Annotated in this window: 14 protein-coding genes and 2 pseudogenes; 14 read left to right on the plus strand and 2 right to left on the minus strand. The window is 71.2% G+C overall.

The window, feature by feature from the left end; translation table 11 throughout:
- The 14 genes and pseudogenes from EK403_RS22895 to otsB form a co-directional block, all read left to right on the plus strand.
- Positions 1-334 (plus strand): annotated as a pseudogene (locus tag EK403_RS22895) (formate dehydrogenase accessory protein FdhE domain-containing protein); the annotation flags it as partial.
- Positions 335-374: 40 nt separating this feature from the next.
- Positions 375-1,817: an L-seryl-tRNA(Sec) selenium transferase gene (selA, locus tag EK403_RS02655; RefSeq protein ID WP_128775966.1), complete on the plus strand. Its 1,443-nt coding sequence runs from the start codon at positions 375-377 to the stop codon at positions 1,815-1,817.
- The gene (locus tag EK403_RS02660) at positions 1,814-2,647 is read left to right on the plus strand and encodes a tetratricopeptide repeat protein (RefSeq protein ID WP_128775967.1); all 834 of its coding nucleotides are present in this window, start codon (positions 1,814-1,816) and stop codon (positions 2,645-2,647) included. Before selA ends, EK403_RS02660 begins: the two co-directional genes overlap by 4 nt.
- Entirely contained in the window at positions 2,644-4,605 is a 1,962-nt protein-coding gene (gene selB, locus EK403_RS02665; protein ID WP_128775968.1) for a selenocysteine-specific translation elongation factor, read from the plus strand. Before EK403_RS02660 ends, selB begins: the two co-directional genes overlap by 4 nt.
- Positions 4,602-5,147 carry a hypothetical protein gene (locus EK403_RS02670; RefSeq protein WP_128775969.1) on the plus strand — a complete coding sequence of 182 codons (546 nt, stop codon included), beginning with the start codon at positions 4,602-4,604 and terminating at the stop codon, positions 5,145-5,147. Before selB ends, EK403_RS02670 begins: the two co-directional genes overlap by 4 nt.
- On the plus strand, positions 5,134-5,547 hold the full coding sequence (locus EK403_RS02675) for a hypothetical protein (RefSeq protein ID WP_245479467.1): 414 nt from the start codon (positions 5,134-5,136) through the stop codon (positions 5,545-5,547). The genes EK403_RS02670 and EK403_RS02675 overlap by 14 nt, the downstream gene beginning before the upstream one ends.
- On the plus strand, positions 5,544-6,791 hold the full coding sequence (locus tag EK403_RS02680) for a molybdopterin molybdotransferase MoeA (RefSeq protein WP_128775970.1): 1,248 nt from the start codon (positions 5,544-5,546) through the stop codon (positions 6,789-6,791). Before EK403_RS02675 ends, EK403_RS02680 begins: the two co-directional genes overlap by 4 nt.
- A 9-nt stretch (positions 6,792-6,800) precedes the next feature.
- Positions 6,801-8,009, plus strand: coding sequence for a di-heme oxidoredictase family protein (locus EK403_RS02685; protein WP_128775971.1), 1,209 nt, complete (start codon positions 6,801-6,803; stop codon positions 8,007-8,009).
- Positions 8,010-8,134: 125 nt separating this feature from the next.
- The gene (locus tag EK403_RS02690) at positions 8,135-9,115 is read left to right on the plus strand and encodes a M10 family metallopeptidase C-terminal domain-containing protein (RefSeq protein ID WP_128775972.1); all 981 of its coding nucleotides are present in this window, start codon (positions 8,135-8,137) and stop codon (positions 9,113-9,115) included.
- A 141-nt stretch (positions 9,116-9,256) separates the two neighbouring features.
- Entirely contained in the window at positions 9,257-10,306 is a 1,050-nt protein-coding gene (locus EK403_RS02695) for an imelysin family protein (RefSeq protein ID WP_128775973.1), read from the plus strand.
- A 6-nt stretch (positions 10,307-10,312) separates the two neighbouring features.
- Positions 10,313-11,452, plus strand: coding sequence for a DUF1513 domain-containing protein (locus EK403_RS02700; protein WP_128775974.1), 1,140 nt, complete (start codon positions 10,313-10,315; stop codon positions 11,450-11,452).
- Positions 11,453-11,626: 174 nt separating this feature from the next.
- Positions 11,627-12,715: pseudogene (locus EK403_RS02705) on the plus strand (TRAP transporter substrate-binding protein).
- 175 nt (positions 12,716-12,890) lie between these two features.
- Positions 12,891-13,976 (plus strand): TRAP transporter substrate-binding protein, encoded by a 1,086-nt coding sequence (locus tag EK403_RS02710; protein WP_128775975.1) that lies wholly within the window; start codon positions 12,891-12,893, stop codon positions 13,974-13,976.
- 153 nt (positions 13,977-14,129) lie between these two features.
- The gene (gene otsB, locus EK403_RS02715) at positions 14,130-14,927 is read left to right on the plus strand and encodes a trehalose-phosphatase (RefSeq protein ID WP_128775976.1); all 798 of its coding nucleotides are present in this window, start codon (positions 14,130-14,132) and stop codon (positions 14,925-14,927) included.
- 35 nt (positions 14,928-14,962) lie between these two features.
- Here otsB and EK403_RS02720 read toward each other — a convergent pair whose 3' ends face one another.
- Positions 14,963-16,780 carry a M10 family metallopeptidase C-terminal domain-containing protein gene (locus tag EK403_RS02720; protein WP_245479468.1) on the minus strand — a complete coding sequence of 606 codons (1,818 nt, stop codon included), beginning with the start codon at positions 16,778-16,780 and terminating at the stop codon, positions 14,963-14,965.
- A 59-nt stretch (positions 16,781-16,839) separates the two neighbouring features.
- Entirely contained in the window at positions 16,840-17,742 is a 903-nt protein-coding gene (locus tag EK403_RS02725) for a fumarylacetoacetate hydrolase family protein (RefSeq protein WP_128776183.1), read from the minus strand.
- Between the last annotated feature and the right edge of the window lie 14 nt (positions 17,743-17,756).

The raw sequence follows: 17,756 nt of genomic DNA on the forward strand, positions 1-17,756 counted from the left end.
CTACGTCGCCTGCGCGCTCTGCGGCACGCTCTGGAACCACGTCCGGGTCAAATGCGTCGCCTGCGACTCCACCGCCGGGATCGCCTATCGCGCTTTGTCGGAAGACGGCGAGACGGTCGAGCCCGTGGCCGCTTCGAAGCCGAGGGACGACCGCGCGACCGTCAAGGCGGAGACCTGCGACACCTGCAGGTGCTACGTGAAGATCATGCACCAACACCTTGACGTCGATCTCGATCCGGTCGCCGACGACGTCGCTTCGCTCGGCCTCGACATCAAGGTGCGCGAGGCCGGCTGGGCGCGAGCGGCTTTCAATCCCTATCTGCTGGGATATTGATCTGAGGCGGGGCCTTTTCCCCGCCGAGGCCGAAGAGCGTATGTTGCACGAGCCGCGTGAGATCCCGCCCGAGACCCGCGCGCCGCTTCCGGCGGTCGATCGGGTGCTGGCGACCGACGCGGCGCAGCTCGCGATCGAGCGTTATGGCCGCGCCGCGACGGTGGCGGGCGTCCGCGCGAGCCTCGACGAGGTTCGTCCGGCCTGGCGGGCCGGCGCCGCCGTCGACGTGTCGCCGGAGCGGATCGCGGCGGCCGCCTCGATGCGGCTCGAGGGCGAGAGCCGGCCGAGCCAGCGGCGCGTGCTCAATCTGACGGGCACGGTGCTGCACACCAATCTCGGCCGCGCGCTGATCGCCGAGGAGGCGATCGCCGCCGTCGTCGCCGCCATGCGCAGCCCGACGGCGCTGGAGTTCGACCTCTCCGACGGCCGGCGCGGCGAGCGCGACGACCATGTGCGCGGCCTGCTGCGCGAGCTGACGGGCGCCGAGGACGCCGTCATCGTCAACAACAACGCCGCCGCCGTGCTGCTCACGCTCAATTCGCTGTCGGACGGGAAGGAGACCATCGTCTCCCGCGGGGAGCTGATCGAGATCGGCGGCGCGTTCCGCATGCCCTCGATCATGAACCGGGCCGGCGCGCGCCTGGTCGAGGTCGGGACGACCAACCGGACCCACCTCGCCGACTATGTCGAGGCGATCGGGCCCCAGACCGCGCTCGTCATGAAGGTGCATCCCTCGAACTACCGCATCGAGGGCTTCGTGAAGGAGACGCCGGCAGCCGAGCTTGCGCCAGCCGTCCATGAGCGCGGCGTTCCGCTGGTCGACGATCTCGGCTCTGGGGTGCTCGTCGACCTCGCCGCCTACGGTCTGCAGCGCGAGCGCACCGTGCAGGAGGCGGTGCGCGACGGCGCCGACATCGTGACCTTCTCAGGCGACAAGGTGCTGGGCGGCCCGCAGGCCGGGCTCGTGGTCGGCCGCCACGATCTCGTCCGCCGCCTCGCCAAGAACCATCTCAAGCGGGCGCTCAGGATCGACAAGCTGAGGCTTGCGGCCCTCGAGGCGACGCTCAGGCTCTACCGCGATCCCGACCGCCTCGCCGAACGCCTGCCGACGCTCGCGCTGCTGGCGCGTCCGGCCGAGAAGCTGAAGGCGCTGGCGGCGCGCTTCCGGCCCGCTCTCGCCGACGCCATCGGGCCGCGTTTCGAGGTCGAGATCGTCGATCTCGAAAGCCAGATCGGCTCCGGGGCGCTGCCGCTCGCGACCATTCCGAGCGGCGGGCTCGCGGTCGCGTCGCTCGGCGAGAAGGGGGGCGGCGGCGCCCTCCAGCGGCTCGCCGCCTCGATGCGGGCGCTGTCGGTCCCCATCATCGGCCGGATCTCCGACGATCGCCTGAACCTCGACCTGCGCGGTCTGGACGACGAGCACGCGCTCGCCGAGAGCATCGTCGAGCTTGGCCTCGCCACCGCGGCGGAGGACGCCGAATGAGCTGGTTCGGCAAGATCCTGCGCGGAAATCCGGAGGAGGAGCGGCCGACCCTGGCCGAGCAGGAAGAGGACCTCGAGGACGTCGACGCGCTGATGGAGATGGCCTTCAACGCGGCAGCTTCCGGCGACTATGCGCTCGCGACCGGAGTATGGCGTCCGCTTGCGGAGCAGGGGCAGCCGCGCGCGCAGAGCAATCTCGGGGCCTGCTACGCCGAGGGGCTCGGCGTAAAGCGAGACCTCGAAGAGGCGACGCGGTGGTTCCTGGCCGCGTCCAAGGCCGGCGACCCGGTCGGCCAGCGTCATCTGGCGACGCTTTACTTCAAGGGCGAGGGCGGGGTGGAGCAGGACGACGCGGCCGCCGCCGACCTTTATCGGCAGGCCGCGGAGCAGGGCGACGCCGCCGCGCAGGACATGCTGAGCTGGATGCTGCTCGAAGGCCAGGGCGTGGAGCTCGACGCCGGCGAGGCGCGCCGCTGGGCGCTCGCCGCCGCCGAACAGGAGGTCGCGAGCAGCATGACGCGGCTCGGCCTGATGGCGCACAACGCCATCGGCATGGAGCGCGACCCGGACGAGTCGGCGCGCTGGTGGTACGAGGCGGCCCGCCGCGGCGACGCCGACGGCCAGGCGATGCTGGGCGCGGCGCTCCATCTCGGCGCCGGCGTCGAGCAGGACGACCGGGCGGCGCTGGTCTGGCTGCTGCGCGCGGAGGCTGGCGGCAGCGCGCTCGCCGCCTCCTTCCTCGGCTCCGTGCGCGCCGCGCTGGAGCCAGAAGACGAGGCGGCGGCGGCCGCGGCCGCCCGACGTCCGATCGCCACGGAGACCGAGGCGTGATCGTCGGCACGGCCGGCCATGTCGACCACGGCAAGTCGGCGCTGGTGCGGGCCCTGACCGGGATCGATCCCGACCGGCTGAAGGAGGAGAAGGCGCGCGGCGTCTCGATCGAGCTCGGCTTCGCCTATCTGCCGCGCCCGGACGGCTCGGTGCTGGGTTTTGTTGACGTGCCCGGCCATGAGCGCTTCGTGCGCACCATGCTCGCCGGCGCGAGCGCGATCGACCTCGTGATGCTGGTGGTCGCGGCGGACGACGGACCGATGCCGCAGACCCGCGAGCATCTTGCAATCGTCGATCTGCTCGGCGTGCGGCGGGGGCTCGTGGCCCTGACCAAATGCGACCTCGCCGACGACGCCCGGCTACGCGAGGTCGAGGACGAGATCGACGAGCTGCTGCAGGGCACCGCGCTCGAGGGCGCCGAGATCCTGCCCGTGTCGGCGGTGACCGGGGAGGGGCTCGCGGCCCTGCAGTCCCGGCTCGACGAGCTTGGCGCATTCGCGCCCTCCCAGGGCGGCGAAGGGCGTTTCCGGCTTTCGGTCGACCGCTGCTTCACGCTCGCCGGCGCGGGCACGATCGTGACCGGGACGCTCCGCGACGGGCCGGTGAGTGTCGGCGACGCCGTGACGGTCTCGCCCTCGGGGCTAACGGCGCGGGTGCGCGCCATCCACGCCCAGAACCGGGCGGTCGAGATCGGCCGCCCCGGCGAACGCTGCGCATTGAACCTCGCAGGTTCCGCCGTCTCCAAGGACGCGATCCGGCGCGGCGACGTCGTCGGCGCTCCCGAGCTCCACGCGCCGAGCGACCGCATCGACGTCGAGCTCTCGGTGCTCGCCTCGGAGCCGCGGCCGCTCGGCCCCTGGACGCCGGTCCGCCTGCACCACGGCGCGGCCGACGTCGCGGCCCGCCTGGTGCCGCTCGAGGGCGACGCGCTCGCGCCGGGGGTCGCGGCCCGCGCGCAGATCGCGCTCGACCGGCCGATCGCCGCAGTCGCGCTCGACCGCTTCGTGCTGCGCGACACCAGCGGCGTCCGCACCGTCGCCGGCGGAAGAATTCTGGACCTCAGGGCGCCCGCCCGCCGCCGCCGCGCGCCCGAGCGCCGCGCCCAGCTCGACGCGCTGGCGCATGCCGACCACGCCGAGGCGCTCTCCGCCCTGTTCGCGGCGCCGCCCCATGCGGTCGACGTCGAGGCTTTCTTCCGCGACCGCAACATCGGACCCGCCGCGGGCGCGGCGCTGACCTCGCGTCTCGGCGTGAGCCCGCTTCCCGGCGGCCGCGGCTATGCGCTCGCGCCACAGATCTTTTCGGCCTTTCGTTCGGCCGTCGCCGACGCGCTCGCGGCGCATCATGCGGCGAATCCGGACCTTCAGGGACTGGGCGCCGAACGGCTCAGGCTCTCGGTCGAGCCGCGCCTGCCGGGCCGCGCCTTCCTCGCCGCGCTCGCGGCCCTCCAGCGCGAAGGCGCGGTCGGGATCGCCGGGGCCTGGGTCAGCCTGCCCGGCCATGTGGCGCGACTCGCGCCCGCGGACGATCGCCTCTGGGAGGCGGCGGCGCCGCGCCTCGCCGGCGAAGCCCGGTTCCGGCCGCCGCGCGTGCGCGATCTCGCGGCTGAGCTTGGCGCGGCTGAAGAGGACATGCGCCGCATGTTGAAACTGTCGGGTCGCCTCGGCCGGGTCGACGAGGTCGCCCACGATCACTTCTTTCTCCGCGAGGTCGTGGCCGAGATGGTCGAGATCGCGACCGAGATCGCCGAACGGGAGCCGTCCGGCGTCGTGACGGCCGCCCGTTTCCGCGACCGGCTCGACAATGGCCGCAAGGTCGCTATCCAGATCCTCGAATTCTTCGACCGGCACGGCGTCACCATTCGCCGGGGCGACGAGCGGCGGATCAACCGCCACCGCCGCGACCTGTTCCGCCGGTCGAGCGTGACCGAAACCGGCGAGGAGCGTCTGGCCTCATGATCCCCTTCTCGCCGCCTGCCGCCCTTGACGCCCTCGAGCGCGCCGCCGCCGAGGTCGGCGCCGCGGAGAGCCAGCTCCGCGATCAATTCGCGAAGGAGATCGCGCAGCTCGAGACCGACCGGCGACGCGCCTATCGCCGGTTCCATTTCCTGAGCGCTCTGGTCTCCGCCGACGCGACGGCGGCCGATCGCGAGACGTCCCGCGCGGCCCAGCGCCTCGCGGCGGCCGAAGAGCTCGAATGGGCCGGCCGCGACGCCGCGCGCGACGAGGTGCTGGACGCCATGACGCCGCTTGCGGACGCGGTCCACGACGATCGCCTGGCCCGTGAGGAGGAAGCGCGGGCGGCCGCGGAGGCGCGACCGGAGGCGGACGCCGAGCCGGTCGCCTACTCGCTCGACGAGCCCGCGCATGGCGAGGGCCGCGAAACGGCGCTGCTGATCGCGCTCTCGGATTTCGAGGCGCGGTTCGAGGCGCTGCGCGGAAAGCCCTTCGCCGAGCTCTTCGACCGCTACATGCCGGACACGCCGCTTGTCGATTTCTGACGATCACGCCGCCGATCCGCCGCTGATGCTCGACTTCGACGACTGGATGCCGGCGGAATACGCCGCGACCGGCGGCTTCACCGCGCTCGTGGTGCTGGTCGAGATCGGCGAACGCGACGCAAGGCCCGTCGCCTCGACGTTCTTCCACGTGATCGGCGGCGAGGCGCGCTGGGCGGACGTTCGAAAGCTGTTCGCCTCGGCGCCGGGCGGCTGGGACGGCGCCGTGTTCTTCACCGCGACCGCGCGCGACGGCGGCCCCGTCGAGGAGCCGCTGGCGCGGGTCGAGCTCCGCCGGGTGGAGTCGATGATCGACGACGACAGACTCGCGATCAATGACGGCGCCTTCTTCGACAGGCGCGGCCGGCGCATGCGCATCGACGTCGACGAGGCGACCGGATGAGCGTTCTGGAGGCGGCTCTGCGCTCCGATTCTGCGCTGCTTTCGATCGCCGCCGCGCAGGAGCGCGCCGAAAAGCTGGTGGCGCGCGCCGTGCCGGGCGAGCGCGCGCCTTTGGCGCGGCTCGGCGGACGGGTCTCGGCCGAGAATGTCCTCAGCCCGACGCCGCTGCCGCCGTTCGACCATTCGGCTATGGACGGCTATGCGCTCGGCGGCGTCGGGGCGAGCTTCGAGGTGCGCGGGCGGCTCGCGGCGGGCGACGCCGGCGCGCGCGCGCCTTTGCGCGAGGGCGAGGCGGTCCGCATCCTGACCGGCGCGCCGATGCCCGAGGGCGCGGTCGCGGTGGTGATGCAGGAGCGCGTGACGCGCGCCGGCGGCCGGATCGTCTTGAACAGGCCTCCTGCGCCCGGCGACAACATCCGGCGCCGCGGCGAGGACGTGGCCGCGGGCGACGTCATCGTGCCGGCGGGGGGGCGGCTCGACGCCCGCCACGTCGCGATCCTTGCGGCCTCGGGCGTCGCCGAGATCGCGGTGCGGCGGCGCGTGGTCGTGGGCCTGGTGTCGACCGGCGACGAGCTGGTGCGGCCCGGCCGCCCGCTCGGACCCGGCCTGATCCACGACGCCAACCGCCCGATGCTCGCGGCGCTGCTCGACCAGCCGGCGATCGAGATCGTCGATCTCGGCGTCGCGCCGGACGACCGCCCGGCGCTGACGCGGCTGGTGAGCGAAGCCGCCGCCCGGTGCGACCTGATCGTGACGAGCGGCGCGACCTCGGTCGGCGACGAGGATCATCTGGCCGCGGCCGTCATGGCGGCGGGCGGCGCTCTCGAATTGCAGCGCGTCGCCCTGAAGCCCGGCAAACCGGTGGTCGCCGGCCATGTCGGCTCGACGGTCCTGGTCGGCCTGCCCGGAAATCCCTTCGCGGCGCTGGTGGCCTGGCTGCTCGTCGGGCGGATCGCGCTGGAAAAGCTCGCCGGCATGGAGCCGCACCCGCTACGGCCGCTCGCGGCGGTCGCGGGCTTTTCGCAAGGCGGTCCTGGCGGCCGCACGGAGTTCGCCCCGGCCCGCGTCATCGGGGCGGCCGACAACGGCCTGCCGGTGGTGGAGAAGCTCGGCCGCGGCGGCTCGGCGCGGCTTGCGCCGTTGATCGCAGCCGACGGCCTCGCGGTCATCCCCGCTGGCCGAGACGAGGTCAGGCGCGGCGACGCGATTGGCTTCCTGCCCTTCGTGGCGGCGGCTGAGCTCTAGGCGGGGGCCATGGCCGCCCGCGCCGCCGTCCTCTCCCTCGTAACGGGCGTCGCCACCGCCGCGTCGATCGCCGTCGCCCGCGATCTCGACGTCGCCGTCGGCAAGGCGGTGTTCGACCGGCTGTGGGTCCAGGCGCCGTCCTCGACCAAGAGCGCCGATGGTCTTGGCCCGCTGTTCGCGGCGCGCTCCTGTTCGGCGTGCCACGGGGCGGACGGCAAGCGGGCGCGCTTCCTGCTCGGCCGAGACGATCCGGCGGCGACGCCCGGCCTCGTGCTGAGACTCGCGGATGCGAAGGGCCGGCCCGACCCGGTCTATGGCGCGCAGCTGCAACCCGCAGGGCTCGGCGGCGCGCCGGGCGAAGGCGAGGCGGCCGCGAGCCGCCCGCCAGCGCCGGGACCGTCCGTAAAGCCGGAATGGCGTGTCGACGGTCTCGCCTACGGAGCTCTGGGCGCTGGCGCCCGCGTATCGGCCCGCGTGGCGCCGTCGCTGGCGGGGCTCGGGCTTCTCGCGCGCGTCCCGGACGCCGCGATCGTCGCGCGCGAAGACCCCGACGACCGCGACGGCGACGGGGTGTCGGGCCGTGCGGCGCGGCTCGCCTCGGGCGAGATCGGCCGCTTGGGCTGGAAGGCGACGGAGCCGACCCTTCAGGCTCAGGCCGAGGCCGCCTTCGCGCTCGACCTCGGCCTGTCGACCCGAGGCCGGCCGGACCCGGTCGGCGACTGTACGTCGGCGCAGGTTGCCTGCCGCCAGGCGCCGAATGGCGGCGGACCGGGCGAGCCGGAGGTCGGGCCCGAATTGCTCGCGGGTCTCGTCGCGTTCCTGAAGAGCCGGCCGGCGCCCGCTCACCCGGCGACCGGACGCGGCGAAGATCTGTTCGAGGCCGTCGGTTGCGGCGCCTGCCACGTCCCGAGCCTCGCCCTCGCGGATGGCGGCGAGGCGCGGGCGTTCTCCGACCTGCTCCTGCACGACATGGGCTCGGGGCTCGACGACGGCGCGGCCGAAGGGGCGGCGGCGAGCCCGGAATGGCGAACGGCGCCGCTCTGGGGGCTGTCCGAGACGCTCGCTTTGGGAAGCGGCCTGCTGCATGACGGCCGCGCCGGGACCGTCGCGGAAGCGATCGCCTGGCATGGCGGCGAGGCGGCCGCCGCACGCGCCCGGTTCGAAAAGCTTGCGCCCCACGAGCGACAAGCGCTCCTCGACTATTTGAACGATCTTTGAGCTGGCTCTCTCGGAGGTAAGTAATCCTACGATCTGGCGATCGCTTTCATTTTTCAGCAGATTTCGTCTTGTCCGGACAATCCGGCGATCGGGGCCGAGCTCGGCGCCTCTGACGGGGATCGCGCATGACCTCTCTGAGCTACAGCAAGCCCTTCGACGCTTTCGACGGGCCGAACAGCCTCGCGAAGCTCCTGCAGGGCGATTACCACACGGGAAGTTCCAGCACCGTCCAGGTTCAGGCGGGCTCGTTCAACCTGATCATCCAGGGCGAAGGCCTGACGTTCGACGGCTCCGGCGCGCCGAAGAGCGGAACGATCACGGAGATCGCGGTCTACGACACCGCCTTCCAGCCGGTCGCGGCGGCGAGATCGCTCGAAATCAAGGCGGCTGACCTCAACAAGGCTATCGATGGCGGCGGCCTGAAGCAGCTGGTGAGCAAGCTGTTTGGCGGCGACGACGTCTTTCTCGGCACATCGGCTGCGGAGTCCTTCGACGGCCTCGGCGGCGACGATGTCTTCAACGGCAGCGGCGGCGCCGATCACTACAATGGCGGCAAAGGCTTCGATACGGTCAGCTTCTCGAGCTTCAGCGGTAGCGACGGCCTTGTCGTCGATCTGCTGAAGCCGAAGAACAATACGGGCTACGCTGAGGGCGACGCCTATTCGTCCATCGAAAAGATCGAAGGCACCAACTACGCGGATCGCCTCGTCGCCGGAAAAAAGGCCGTGGAGCTTTCGGGCGGTGGCGGAGACGACACGCTGGTCGGCGGTCAGGGCAAGGACGTCTTCAGGTTCAACGGCGATTACGAGCCCGGGGTCGACGACATCGAGAATTTCCAGGCCGGGAGCGACAAGATCGTCCTGTCCACCTTCGGCTACGAAGCCTTCGACGGTATGGGGCCGAAGCTCGCCAAGGCGTCCTTCGTCATCGGGACCGCGGCCAAGACCGACGATCAGCACCTGATCTACGACAAGAAGACCGGTTCGTTGTTCTACGACGAGGACGGCGGCCGCGACTTCTACGACCAGGTGAAGATCGCCCAGTTCGAGGAGGGCGTCGCCCTCAAGCATTCGGATTTCAGGCTGTTCGATCCGTTCTCGAGTTGATCTGAGCGGAGCGTCGCGACCTCTCGACGCGCGCGCCGGGCCGCGCTTGCGCGGCGCCTCGCCAGGGTGCACGGAGGACCGGACCGCGGCGGCCGGATCGATCGCCGACCCGCGGCCCGCATCCGCGGCGAGGTGACGCCCATGAAGCTGGTTCTCGCCTTCGCGCTCCTCGCGGGCATGGCGTGGGCGGCGCCGGCGTCCGCCGCCCCTCCCGAGCCCGGCCCGCTCGCCGTCCGCGTGATCGAACAGGCCGTGCTGCCGCGCTACGAGGCGCTGGCCGCGGCGACCGCGCGACAGGCGGAGGACTGGGCGCGGGCCTGCGCGGACGGCGACTCCGGCGCCGAGACCGAGAGCCTCAAGGCTGACTACCAGGCGGCCGCGGACGCCTGGGCCGGGGTGGAGTTCGTCACCACCGGCCCGATCGGCGAGTCGCTCCGCGCCGACCGGATCTTCTTCGGACCGGACCGCCGCAACTATGTGACCAAGGCGCTCTCTGAGCTGGCCAGCCGCGCGAGGGACGCAGACCTGACCGCCGACGCGATGCGTAGCGCGAGCGTCGCGGGACAGGGGTTTCCGGCGCTCGAGCGCGTGCTCTACGAGCCGGGCGACGCGCCGTCGGCCGGCCAGTGCCGGATCGGTTCGGCGATCGCCCGCAACCTCGCGGGCATCGCGGACGACATCGTGCGCGAGTGGCGCGCCGCCGACGGTCCGCTCGAGAAGCTGAGGCGCGGCGAGGGCGACCGGCTGCACTTCGCCGATCCCCAGCACGCGGCCGCGCGGCTGGTCACCGACCTCGCCGGGGGCGTCCAGCGCATGGTCGACCTCAAGCTCCTGCCGGCGCTGGGAAGCTCCGCCGACGCCGCGAAACCCAAATCCGCCGAGGGCTGGCGATCCGGCCGTTCGGCCCGCGCGCTCGCGGCGACGGTGGCGAGCCTCGGCGACATGGCCAAGATCTTCGCGGCCTCCGCGCCGCCGGATATCGCGAAGGCGGACGAGAAAGCGTTCGATGCGGCCCGCGCGGCGGTCGCGAAGCTCCCGGCCGACCTCGGCGAAGCGGCGGCCGATCCGAAGCGCCGGAAGACGCTCGAGGCCGCGGTCGCCGCGCTGAAGGCCGCGCAGGCGGACGTCGCGAAGAACCTCGCGCCGGCGCTCGGTCTGCCGCTCGGCTTCAACGCGCTCGACGGGGACTGAGAGACGATGGCGGGATCGGGCCATGATCGCGTGACGCGCCGCGCCGCCCTTGGGCTGCTGGGCGGCTCGGTCGCCGCGCTCGGCCTCGGAGAGGCCCACGCGGACCTCGTTCCGGAGATACTCGGCGCCGCTCAGGACGCGTCGGGCAATTTCCGCATAGGCCTGATCGACGCCGCCTTCGGCGAGGCCGAGGGCGCGCCGGCCCCGCTTCGGCTCCACGCGCTCTGCCCGCGGTCCGACGGGCGCGAATGCGTCGCCGTCGCGCGCCGGCCCGGTGATCTCGCGCTGGTTCTGGACGGGGCAGGGTCGCGCGTGCGCGCGACCTTCAGGGCGAGCGAAGGCCGGCGCTTTTCGGGACACGGCGTCTATCGCGACGACGGCCGGACGTTCCTGTCGACCGAGATCGACGTCGCGACCGGCGACGGCGTGATCGTCATCCGCGACGTCGCGGGCGGATACGCCGTCCGCGGAGAATTCCGGTCGGCCGGCGTCGGCCCGCATGAGCTGGTCTCGACCGGCCGGCTGATCGCCGTCGCGAACGGGGCCAAGGAGCCGAAGGGCGATCCGGGGATCGCCGCGCTCGATGGAGCGCGCGCCCTCTCCAATCTCGCGCTGATCGATCCCGTCACTGGCGTTGTCGAGAACGTCGCCGAGCTGGGCGGCGGCGGCCTCGAGACCTTGTCGCTGCGCCACCTCGCGACGCTGCCGGAGGGCGGTGTGTTGGTCGCGGCGCAGGATCGGGAGGCGAGCGTCCGCGACCGGCCGCTGGTGGCGCGCCTCGACGGAGGGCGGCTTCGTCCGTTCGACGAGGCGCTCGAGGCGACGCCGCTGTTCGCCGGCTATGTGGGCTCGCTCGCCGTCGACCGCTCGGGCCGGTTCGCGGCGGCGTCGAGCCCGAAGGGCGGGGTCGTCGCGGCTTTCGACGTCGTTACAGGGAAGGTGATCGGCTCGGTCGCCGCCCCGGACGTCTGCGGGCTCGCGCCGGCCCGCGAGCCCGCCGGCTTCGTAGCGACCTCGGGGCTCGGCGACGTGCTGCGGATCGCGGTCGACGTGGACGGCTGCGCCATCGTCGCGCGTCGGGCAGGCGCACTGCGCTGGGACAATCACCTCGCGGCCCTCGCGCCTCCGACATCCGGAGAGCGATGACGCGGATTTGGCGGGCGAAGCGCTTGCTCCTCCAGTCTCGTCCGTCGTAACCATCGCCTCGATCTTTCGGCTGCGGTCGAACGTCGCGGTTCGCGCGGCGTCAGCGCACGCGGAAGAGCGCTCAGGGAATTGGCCGCTGCCTGCGACCAGACTTTAAGAAAAAGGTATATGCATATGGAACGTCGTAAATTCCTCGCCGCGACCGGCGCAGGCGTCGCGGGCGCCGCGGCGCTCGCCGCGCCGGCGATCGCGCAGTCGCAGCCCAAGGTGAAGTGGCGCATCACGTCGAGCTTCCCGAAGTCGCTCGACACGATCTATGGCGGCGCCGAGGTGTTCGCGAAGGCGATCTCGGAGATGACCGACGGCAATTTCTCCGCCCAGGTGTTCGCCGCGGGCGAGCTGGTGCCGGGACTGGAGGCCGCCAACGCCGTCACCAACGGCACCGTCGAGGCCTGCCACACCTGCTCCTACTACTATGTCGGCAAGGACCCGACTTTCGCGCTCGGCTCGGTGGTTCCCTTCGGTCTCAACACCCGTCATCTCAACGCTTGGCTCCGGACCGGCGGCACCGAACTGCTCGACGAGTTCTACGCCCAGCACAATTTTGTCAGCCTCGCCTGCGGCGGAACCGGCGCCCAGATGGGCGGCTGGTGGCGCAAGGAAATCACCAAGGTCGACGACCTCAAGGGCGTGAAGATGCGCATCGCAGGCCTCGCGGGCCAGACGATGGCGAAGCTTGGCGTCGTGCCGCAGCAGATCGCCGGCGGCGACATCTATCCGTCCCTCGAGAAGGGCGTGATCGACGCCGCCGAATGGATCGGGCCTTACGACGACCACAAGCTCGGCTTCTACCAGGTCGCCAAGAACTACATGTATCCGGGCTGATGGGAAGGCAGCCTCTGCGTCCACATGTTCATCAACAAGGGCAAGTGGGAAGAACTGCCGGCGAGCTACAAGGCGGTGGCCAAGGCCGCGGCCGCGCTCGCCGACGAGACGATGCTGGCGAAGTACGACGCCCAGAACCCGAAGGCGCTGCGCGAGATCGTGGCGTCCGGCGTGAAGCTCAGGCCGTTCCCGCGCGACGTCATGGAGGCGGCCTACAAGGCGAGTCAGGAGATCTACGCCGACCTCTACACAAAGAACCCGGCGTTCAAGAAGATTCACGAGAACCAGACCGCCTTCCGCAACGAGGAGGTGCTGTGGTTCCGGGTCGCCGAGCTGCCCTTCGACAGCTTCATGGCGCAGGTCCAGAGCCGCGGCTAAGGCGGCTCCGTCCGACCAAACTGCAGGGCCCGGCGGCAGCGCCGGGCCTTTGCTTATTTTACGGCCTTGCCGAGGTCGGGCCCGCGGCTACCTTGAGGGACATCCCAAGAGGCGGCGGGATCATGGGTCGCCGAGACAGCGGGCGTGAGACCCGCGTTCGAGGAGGCCTGATCCTATGGAACGCCGCAAATTCATCAGCGCCGCCGGCGTAGGCGTCGCGGGCGTCGCGTTGGCCGCTCCCGCCGTCGCGCAGTCGCAGCCCAAGATCAAATGGCGCATCACGTCGAGCTTTCCGAAGTCGCTCGACACGATCCATGGCGGCGCGGAGACCTTCACCAAGGCGATCTCCGAGATGAGCGACGGCAATTTCACCGCCCAGGTGTTCGCAGCGGGCGAACTGGTGCCGGGGCTCGAAGCCGCGAACGCCGTGACCAACGGCACGGTCGAGGCCTGTCACACCTGCTCCTACTACTATGTCGGCAAGGACCCGACCTTCGCGCTCGGCACCGCCGTCCCCTTTGGCCCGAACGCCCGGCAGATGAACGCCTGGCTGCGCTCCGGCGGCCGCGAACTGCTCGACGAGTTCTACGCCCAGCACAACTTCGTCAACCTGCCCTGCGGCAACACCGGCGCGCAGATGGGCGGCTGGTTCCGCAAGGAGATCAACAAGCTCGACGACCTCAAGGGCGTGAAGATGCGGATCGCCGGCCTCGCAGGCCAGACGATGGCGCGTCTCGGCGCGGTGCCGCAGCAGATCGCCGGGGGCGACATCTATCCGTCCCTCGAGAAGGGCGTGATCGATGCCGCCGAATGGATCGGGCCTTATGACGACCACAAGCTCGGCTTCAATCAGGTCGCCAAGAACTACATGTATCCCGGCTGGTGGGAGGGCGGCCCCTGCATCCATCTCTTCGTCAACAAGGCGAAGTGGGAGGAGCTGCCGAAGACCTACAAGGCCATGGCGATGGGCGCGGCCGCGATCGCCAACGAGACGATGCTCGCGAAATACGACGCCCAGAACCCGAAGGCGCTTCGCGAGATCGTGGCCTCGGGCGTGAAGCTCAAACCCTATCCGCGCGACATCATGGAGGGGGCGTATAAGGCGAGCCAGGACATCTACGCCGAGCTCTATGCGAAGAACGAGTGGTTCAAGAAGATCCACGAGAGTCAGACCGCTTTCCGCAACGAGGAGGTGCTGTGGTTTCGGGTCGCCGAGCTGCCCTTCGACTCGTTCATGGCGCAGATGCAGAGCCGCGGCTGATCGTCGACCTTCGGAGCCGGCGGCGCGCCGGCCCGCGGCCGAGGCCCGAACGAACGGGACGCTCGTCAGTCGCTCGGCTCAGCTTGTCTCCTCGGGCGCGGCGGTTATCTAGAGCCTGCGTAACCCCGGCGGCCGACGTCGCGTGAGGCCTCCATGACGTTCCAGACCCTGTCGCACGACACGGCCGCCTCGGCGGCGACGCTCCCCGCGCCGCCCGACGCGCCGGCGGGCTTTCCGGACCGGATCGCCTTTTTCCTCGATCTCGACGGCACGGTGCTCGACCTCGCGGCGACGCCCGGCGGCGTCTCGATTCCGCGCGAGACCGTGCGGGCGATCGGGCGGCTTGCGAGGCGCCTCGATGGCGCGCTCGCGGTCGTCACCGGCCGCAGTCTCGCGGATGTCGACCACATTCTCCAGCCGCTTAGGCTGCCCGCCGCCGCGCTGCACGGCGCGGAGCTCAGGCGGCGCGGCGGCGGGCGCTCGGCGGGCGCGGCCGAACCGCCGCCCGCACGTCTTACGGCCGCTCTCGGCGCCTTCGTGGATCAGCGCCCGGGGCTTTCCCTGGAGGACAAGGGCGCCAGCGTCGCGGTGCATTTCCGCGCGAGCCCGGAACGGGAAGGGGAGGTGCGCGAGCGGGTCGGCGAGCTGGTCGACAGGCTTGCGCCGACCCATGAGGTGCAGCCCGGCAAGATGGTCGCGGAAGTGCGCCCACGCGGCGTCGACAAGGGCGCGGCGCTGAAGGCGCTGATGGAGCAGCCGCCCTTCAAGGGCCGAGTCCCCTTGGTGTTCGGCGACGACCTGACGGACGAATTCGCCTTCGAGGCCGCTGTGTCGCTCGGCGGCGGCGCGGTCCTGGTGGGCGAGGTCGATCGCCCCTCGGCCGCCGCCCACATGCTGCCCGATCCTGCTGCGCTCAGGGCGTGGCTCGCCGAGCTCGCGGAGGCCGCCTGACGCGGCCCCCGCAAGCGCGGCTGCTTTGACTTCGCTCAGGCCACCGAGAAATCGTCGCGGCTGAGATCGAGCCCGGCCCCGAGCGTCGCGAACTGGACCGCGTCCTCGCCGCCTTTGCCGTCGGCGTCGAACAGCAGCGCGCCGCTCGCCTTGTCGTAGATAATCCGGTCGGAAGCGTCGCGCGCCTCGTCGCCGATCCGGAACGCCGCCTTCGCGAGGTCGCCCGCGTCGGGGCCGAAGATCGACGCCGAAAGCTCAAGCGCATCCTCGCCGACCATGAAGTCCTGGACGTGGTCGACGCCGCGGCCGGGCTCGGAAGCGAAGCGGAAGACGTCCGCGCCTGCGCCGCCCTCGAGCGTGTCCGCGCCGTTCCGGCCGTCGAGCGCGTCGTCACCGTCGCCGCCCTTGAGGACGTCGCCGCGACCCGAACCGGACAGCTGGTCGTCCTGGTCGGAGCCCAGGACCTGCTCGAAGCCCTCGACGCCGCCCGTGCCGGTCGCGGCGCCCGAGCGGAGGTTGACGGTCACGCCTTCCGAGAACCCGGAATAGTCCAGCACGTCCTGGCCGCCGCCGCCGCGCGACAGGCCGGAGATCTCGGAGCCGTCCTCGATCGCGAGCGTGTTGTCGCCGGAGCCGAACTGTATCGCGACGCCGTCGCCGCCAGTGATCGCGCCGCCATTGACGATCACGTCGTCGAGATCGCTGACGATGCGCACTGCGAAGCCGGTCCCGCCGGTGATCTCGCCATGGTTCTCGATGCGGGTGACGAAGCCGGCGCTGCCCTGCGAGCTGTTGTCGATCAGGATTCCGCGGTCGGCGCCGAAGATCTCCGCGCCCTCGAAATTGCGGATGACGCCGCCGCCTGCCGCGATGCCGTCGGAGGTGTTGGGCAGGCCGTCGGAGCCGTTGCCGCCCGCGCCCGTGCCGCGGATCACGCCGTAATTGTCGATCGTCGCCAGGAAGTCGACGTCGACGCCGTCGCCGTCGCCGTCATTGATCCCGTCCGGTCCGCCGCCGTCCTCCTCGCCGACGTCGGAGCCGTGGACGTCGGTGCCGTCGAGGTCGCTGAACGCGCCGGTGATGACGCCATGGTTGATCACGGTCGCCGAACCATCCGAGCCGACGCCCGAGCCGTTGCGGCCGGTGATGACGCCGCCTTCCTCGTTGACGACGCGGATGTCCGAACCCTCGCCGGCGTCGACCGCATGGCGGTCGCCGTTGATCAGGCCGGAATTGATGACGACGCCGGTCGCCTCGTCCTCGAAGGTGATCCCGTCGGCGCCGTCGATATAGCCGGCCGCCTTGCCGCCCGAGATCTGGCCGGTGTTCTCGATCCGGCCGAAACCGCCGATCTTCACACCGTCGCTCTCCCGCGACGCCATCAGCCCGTCGTTGAAGACGTGGCTGCGGAAGCCCGCGCCGGCGTCTCCGAGGTCGAGCGCCGAGCCGACGGTGGACCGAAACTCGCCGCCCTCGGCGTTGTCGATGCGGAGCCTGCCGGCCGAGAGCGGCGCTTCGTCGATCTGGACGGCGTCGTCGTCGGAGCGGATGACGCCGCTATTGGCGATGTCGGCGACGAGCCGCTCGCCGATCTCCTCCTCGAAGCGGATCGCGCGGCCTTCCTCGGCGAGGTTCTCGATCGTGCCCTCGTTGACGATCGACGCGCCGTCGGTCGGGCCGGTGAAGCGGACCGTCTCGTCCTCGTCCGAGACCGCGAACACGCCCTCGACGCGCAGCGTGTCCGCCCCCTCCATGTCGAGGCGCTCGTCCAGCGTCTCGCCCTTCGCCACCACCGTGTCGGCCATCGTGTTCTCCCGAACCGTCTCGCCGGCGTTCAGCCGGCTGAGTTTCATGCAGATCGGGGAGCGTATGGCGCGTCTCGATGACGACGAGACGACGCCGAGGACACTGTTCAGCGAGGAATGTCGAAGCCGGTCTTGTAGGCTGACGACCCGCGGCCGCCCTCGGTCTCGCGATAGGGCACGATCGTCTGCTGCTGCTCGCCGAGCCCCGCGATGCCGAGTCGCATCGTGTCGCCGGCCTTGAGGAACACCGGCGGGTTCATGGCCATGCCGACGCCGGGCGGCGTGCCGGTGGTGATCACGTCGCCGGGATCGAGCGTCATGAAGGTCGAGACGTAGGAGACGAGATAGGGGACGCGGAAGATCATCGTCGAGGTCGAGCCGTCCTGCATGCGGCGGCCGTTGACGTCGAGCCACATCGCGAGATTGTCGAGGTCTCCGGCCTCGTCCAGCGTCACGAGCCAAGGCCCGAGAGGACCGAAGGTCGGGCAGCCCTTGCCCTTGGTCCACTGGCCGGATCGCTCCGTCTGGAAGTGTCGCTCGGTCACGTCATTGCAGATGCACACCCCGGCGATGTGGGAGAGCGCGTCGGCTTCCTCGACGTTCGACGCGCGATCGCCGATCACGATGGCGAGTTCGACCTCCCAGTCGACCTTCTGCGCGGCCTTCGGCAGCATCACGTCGTCATTCGGGCCCGAGACGCAGTTCGGCGCCTTGTTGAACAGGATCGGCTCGCGGGGGACCCTGAGCCCCGTCTCCGCCGCGTGATCGGCGAAGTTCAGTCCGACGCCGATGAAGTTGCGCACGTTTCCGACGCAGGGGCCGAGCCGCGCGCCGACCGGGACCTCGGGCAGCGACGCAGGATCACGCTCGCGGATGCGCGCGAGGCCGTCGGCCGTCAACGCGTCGCCCGCGACGTCCGGGACCACGTCGCTCAGATCCCGCACGCGGCCTTCGGCGTCGATCAATCCGGGCCGTTCCGCGCCCCGCTCCCCGAAACGCACGAGCTTCATCAGCGTCCCCTCAT

Origin of the sequence: Hansschlegelia zhihuaiae, assembly GCF_004103825.1 — a bacterium.
Lineage (GTDB): Bacteria > Pseudomonadota > Alphaproteobacteria > Rhizobiales > Methylopilaceae > Methylopila > Methylopila zhihuaiae.